Here is a 3,803-nt window from a genome sequence, read left to right as displayed (position 1 = left end):
CCCCCACCCTCGTTCCCTCCCCTCAAGGGGGAGGGAGGCGATGGAGCCGACGATTCCAGTGACAACTGAAGCGTATCAGCCGGCATGAGCCGCCTCCAGTTCCGCTCGCGTCCGGCTTGGCTGTGCGGCCGGCCAGCGCGCAAGAAGCAGCGCCACCCCGAGGCCGCACCCTGCGCCGGCGAGGACCGCCGCCGGCAGCAGGAGCGAGAGCCGTGGCGGGAAGCTGCGATAGGCGGGGGCGGAGGCCGGTGAGACGACGTAGGCGTTGACGGTGCTGAGCTCCGCCTGCTCGCGCGTCTCGCGGGCGCGCAGCAGCGCTTCCTCGTAGACCGATCGGCTGGCTTCGGCCTCGCGCGTCAACTGGCGCAGGCGGATCTGGTGCGCGTCGAGCGCCTGCAGCGAGCCGACGAGACGATCGAGCTCGCTCCGGGCGCTCTGCTGCACGTCGCGGGCGCGGATAAGGGAGAGTTCGGCATTGGCGACGAGCCGGTTGAGGACTGCCGAAAACCCGTCCCCCGCCGCCTGCGCGGCGATGCGGGCGCTGACCAGTTGCGGATGTTGCGGCCCGAGGGTCGCCGAAAGCGTGTCGACCTGCCGGCGCGCCGCGTCGAGCTCGGCCCGCAGCCGCTGCAGTTCGCTCGAGCTTGTGGCCTCGGGCAGGGATTCGAGCAGCGCCGGCGTTGCCGCAAGCGAACGCAGCTGCGCCAGCCGCGCCTCGGCCTGCTGCACGCCATCGCCCGCTGCCGCCAGCGCCTGGTTGGCCTGCGTCAACTGCGTCTCGGCGAGCAGCGCGCCGTTGCTGGCAACGATCCCGTTGGCGGCCTTGAACGCCTCGACCGCGTCTTCGTCCGCCTGCAGCGTGGCGAGCAGCAGCTCAAGCCGGTTCTCGAGCTCGTTCGAGGCGAGCCCCGCCTGCTCGGCCCGCTGCTCCTCGCGCAGCGCGAAATAGGCGTCGGCGACGGCATTGGCGATTGCCGCGGCCTTGCCGGCCTCGCGCGCCCTGGCGTGCACCTCGACGATATAGGTGCGATCGAGCCGCACGGCGCGCACGGCCTTGGCGAGGGCGGTGAGCACGCGCTGGTCCGCGTCCCCGGCGGGCGGGCCGAGCAGCGGATCGAGCAGCGCCCGCAGCGGATTGCTCCCGCCGGCGAAGTCCGGGTCGGCGGCGAGATCGAGCGCCTCGGCGGCGCGCTCCAGCACGGAGGTGGATTCGAGGATGCGCGCCTGGCTCTCGATCAGCACCACGCCCGCGTCGGTGCTCGGCACCGCCGGCGTGATCTCGCGCTGCACCAGCCGCAGGTTCTGCGGGTCGATATAGATCTGCGCCGTGCTCTGGAAGGTCGGCGGCCAGGCGAGCGCGACGGCGAGCGCCGCCACGGCCCCGAGTCCGGCGCCGGCCAGAGCCCAGTTCCGCGCCTTCCACAACTGCCGCACCGTCGCCAGCGGATCGTCGGCGGCAGCCAGGGGCAGATCGGGAGATTGGGGTCGGTACTGGAACATCGTCCGTCGGTATTTCGATGGTGACAGACGAAACTTAGCAGATGAGCAATCTTGTAGTAATTTATGCTGGATAATACGTTAATATGCATAAATATTCGGAAGTATACTTATACAGTATTTGCTTCCGGTGCTTGCCGCAAGCACGGAGTTCCCTTCTCCTCTTGAGGAGGTGTCCCGCAGGGCGGAACGGGACGCCCGGCTCCCCTCCCCCTTGAGGGGAGGGGCTGGGGGTGGGGGTCCATCGGCTCCCCACAGAGCCACCCCATCCTCTATCCCTCCCCTCAAGGGAGGGACGCGGGAACCGCCGATTCCAACAAGGTCTGGCACTCTCTAGCTCTCCCCGAACCGAGTCAGTATCCGTCGCACTTCCTCGTCCTCGACCTGTCCGAAATGCAGGTAGTGCTCGCCGACCGAGCGGAACGGGCGCGGCTGGAAGGGACAGACCATGTGCTCGACGGTCCGCCCGATCTCGGCAACGGTATCCGGCGCGCCGACCGGCAGGGCGACCACCACCTCGCCGGCGTGCTCCAGCCGCAGGGCGGCGATGGCCGCGCGCATGGTGGCGCCGGTCGCGAGCCCGTCGTCGACGAGGATCGCCGTCTTGCCCTTGGGATCACGCGGCCTGGCGGGAAATGCAGCGAGGCGCGCGTCGAGCTCCTCGCGGGCGCGTCTGGTCAGCCGCTCGATCTCATCGGGAGTCAGGCCGACGGCGGCCACGATATCGTCGTTGAGCACACGTGCTTCCGCGATGTGGCGGGCGATGGCCCCGACCGCGAGCTCGCTCTGACCCGGCAGTCCGATCTTGCGCACGGGCAGGAGCCCGAGCGGCGCGCCGAGCGCGGCGCAGATCTCCTCGGCCACGGGCACGCCGCCGCGCGGCAGGGCGAGGACGAACGCGTCGGCGTTCGCCATCTCCGTCAGCAGCCGGGCGAGGGCGCGCCCAGCGTCGTGCCGATCCCGATACATGCTGTCCTCCTCCCCGCCGATAAGGCGCGAGGCAGGTTTGCCGGTCTCCGGCTCAACCGAGAAAGCGCTTGAGCCGTTCCAACCCGTCGGCGATTTTGCGCGCGTCGGCCGCGTAGCACCAGCGCAGCCATCCTTCCGCCTCGGGCCCGAAGGCGCTGCCCGGCGCAAGGCCGAGCCCGGCCTCGGCGACCAGCGCCTTGGCGGTCGCGAGGCTGTCGGTGTGCCCTTCCATGCGGAAGAAGGTGTACATCGCCCCGTCCGCTTCCGGCGCCTCGATGCCGCCGATCTCGCGGAGCCCTTCGATGAGCGCGGTGCGCGAGGCGATGAGGCCGTCGCGCAGCTCTCCGATCGACTCCTCGCCGCGCGGGTCCGAGACCGCGGCTTGGGCCCCGCCCTGCACGAAGCCGGGCACGCAGGACGTGTTGTATTCGATGACCTTGGGCAGGTCCGCCATCAGTCCCTCGGGCATGGTCAGCCACCCGATGCGCCAGCCGGTCATCCGCCAGGATTTGGAGAAGCTGTTGATGACCATCAGCCGGTCCTCGGGCGCGGCGACGGCGAGCATCGAGGGCGCGACCGGTTCGTCCGGCCGGAAGCAGAGGCGCTCGTAGACCTCGTCGGAAAGGATCCAGATGCCGTGCTTGCGGCAATGGGCAAGGAGCCGCTGCTGGTCCTCGCGCGCGATGGTCCAGCCGGTCGGGTTGTTGGGCGAGTTGACGACGAGCATGCGCACGTCCGGCGTCAGCCGCGCGATCAGCGCCTCGGCGTCGAGCCGCCAGCGCCCGTTCTCGATGATGAGCGGATGGCGGATGACATCGGCGCCGATGAGCCGCGGCATCCCGGCGATGTTGGGCCAGATCGGCGTGACGACCACCGCCTTGTCGTCGGGCGAAAGCACCATCTGCATGGCGATCATCAGCGCCGAAACGCCCGAGGAGGTGACCGCTATCCGCGATGCCGGCAGCTCGATGCCGTGGAGCCGCGAGGAATAGCCCGCGATCGCCTCGCGCAGCGACTGCATCCCGAGATTGTGGATGTACCTGGTCTCCCCCCGCGCCATCGCCGCCATCCCCGCCTCGACGATGAACTGCGGCGTCGGCAGATCGCTCTCGCCGAACCAGAACGCGGCAATGTCCGTCCGCCCCATCCCCGCATTGGCGATGTCGCGGATGGACGAGGACGTGAGCTCGACGACCTCGGGGCGGGGCAGGGGTGCGAAGGCGGGCGGGATGGAAGCGGTCAAGGGCGTGGGTCCGGCAGGTAACGACTGCCTCCACTCATACCGCCTGGCCGGGAAGATGACACCTCCCCCTCTCCCTTGTGGGAGAGGGACAGAT

The 3,803-nt window shown here is 69.7% G+C and carries 3 protein-coding genes; all 3 read right to left on the bottom strand.

From position 1 onward, the window contains the following. Positions 1 to 75: 75 nt before the first annotated feature. The 3 genes from VE25_RS07235 to VE25_RS07225 all read right to left on the bottom strand — a co-directional run bounded on the left by VE25_RS07235 (position 76) and on the right by VE25_RS07225 (position 3,709). Positions 76 to 1,500 carry a GumC family protein gene (locus VE25_RS07235; RefSeq protein WP_046107940.1) on the bottom strand — a complete coding sequence of 475 codons (1,425 nt, stop codon included), beginning with the start codon at positions 1,498 to 1,500 and terminating at the stop codon, positions 76 to 78. Between the two features lie 330 nt (positions 1,501 to 1,830). Beyond that, positions 1,831 to 2,466: a phosphoribosyltransferase gene (locus VE25_RS07230; RefSeq protein WP_046107939.1), complete on the bottom strand. Its 636-nt coding sequence runs from the start codon at positions 2,464 to 2,466 to the stop codon at positions 1,831 to 1,833. A gap of 52 nt (positions 2,467 to 2,518) precedes the next feature. Then, positions 2,519 to 3,709 carry a pyridoxal phosphate-dependent aminotransferase gene (locus VE25_RS07225; RefSeq protein WP_052731795.1) on the bottom strand — a complete coding sequence of 397 codons (1,191 nt, stop codon included), beginning with the start codon at positions 3,707 to 3,709 and terminating at the stop codon, positions 2,519 to 2,521. Positions 3,710 to 3,803: the final 94 nt, after the last annotated feature.

Source organism: Devosia geojensis, assembly GCF_000969415.1.
Classification (GTDB): domain Bacteria; phylum Pseudomonadota; class Alphaproteobacteria; order Rhizobiales; family Devosiaceae; genus Devosia; species Devosia geojensis.
The sequence above is the reverse complement of the archived record's forward strand: the minus strand, read 5'-3'. Positions and strand labels throughout refer to the sequence as shown.

Bases quoted from the DNA above. Each gene is read 5' to 3' on its own strand.
- VE25_RS07230 (WP_046107939.1), bottom strand. From the start codon at position 2,466: ATGTATCGGGATCGGCACGACGCTGGGCGCGCCCTCGCCCGGCTGCTG.
- VE25_RS07235 (WP_046107940.1), bottom strand. From the start codon at position 1,500: ATGTTCCAGTACCGACCCCAATCTCCCGATCTGCCCCTGGCTGCCGCC.